Origin of the sequence: Nitratidesulfovibrio oxamicus, assembly GCF_015731765.1 — a bacterium.
Classification (GTDB): Bacteria; Desulfobacterota; Desulfovibrionia; order Desulfovibrionales; family Desulfovibrionaceae; genus Cupidesulfovibrio; species Cupidesulfovibrio oxamicus.
The window spans coordinates 1-560 of sequence record NZ_VRYY01000776.1; the positions used below are offsets into that span (position 1 = coordinate 1).

The window sequence follows — 560 nt, forward strand, 5'->3', positions numbered from 1 at the left end:
CATCGAGTTCGGCCCCGAGCCGTTCGAGGCCCTGCGCGAGGCGCCGGGCGTTGCACGCTTCATCGCCGACCGGGCCGCGCTGGGCCGGGACGGCGTGGGCAAGTGGCTGCTGGGCGTGGCCTGGAACCTGCGCGAAACCTGCCTGATCGATCCGCAACGCCTGCGGACACTGGCACCCGGGAGTAAGGGGCGGGATATCCTGCCGCTGTTGCAGGAATTCGCCCGGCGTGGTTATATCCGTGACATGGTCACCCGTTCCGACGGGCTCGTGATCGTCCAGCCGGGCCATCGCCCCGGCGGCCCGCATGCGGCTGTGCATGGGCGCGGCGACGGGAACATGCCGCAACTGTGCAGGTTGCTGACGTAGCGGGACGAACGGGTGACACGCCGTGAAGCCGTCGTGGGTCGGCTGCACGGCAACCCCGTGCGCGACGTTGTGGGACGTTGCGCGCGGTGATGCGGACGGGCCCGGACTTGCCCCGAGCAAGGTCTGGACCCTGTCCGCCGGGGCGGCCTGCCGGGGGAGCCTCCGGGCGACCCGGTCCGGCGACCCGGTCCGG

At 72.0% G+C, this 560-nt stretch carries 1 pseudogene; it reads left to right on the forward strand.

The features are described 5' to 3' along the window. Positions 1 to 367 (forward strand): annotated as a pseudogene (locus FVW20_RS18440) (hypothetical protein); the annotation flags it as partial. Positions 368 to 560: the final 193 nt, after the last annotated feature.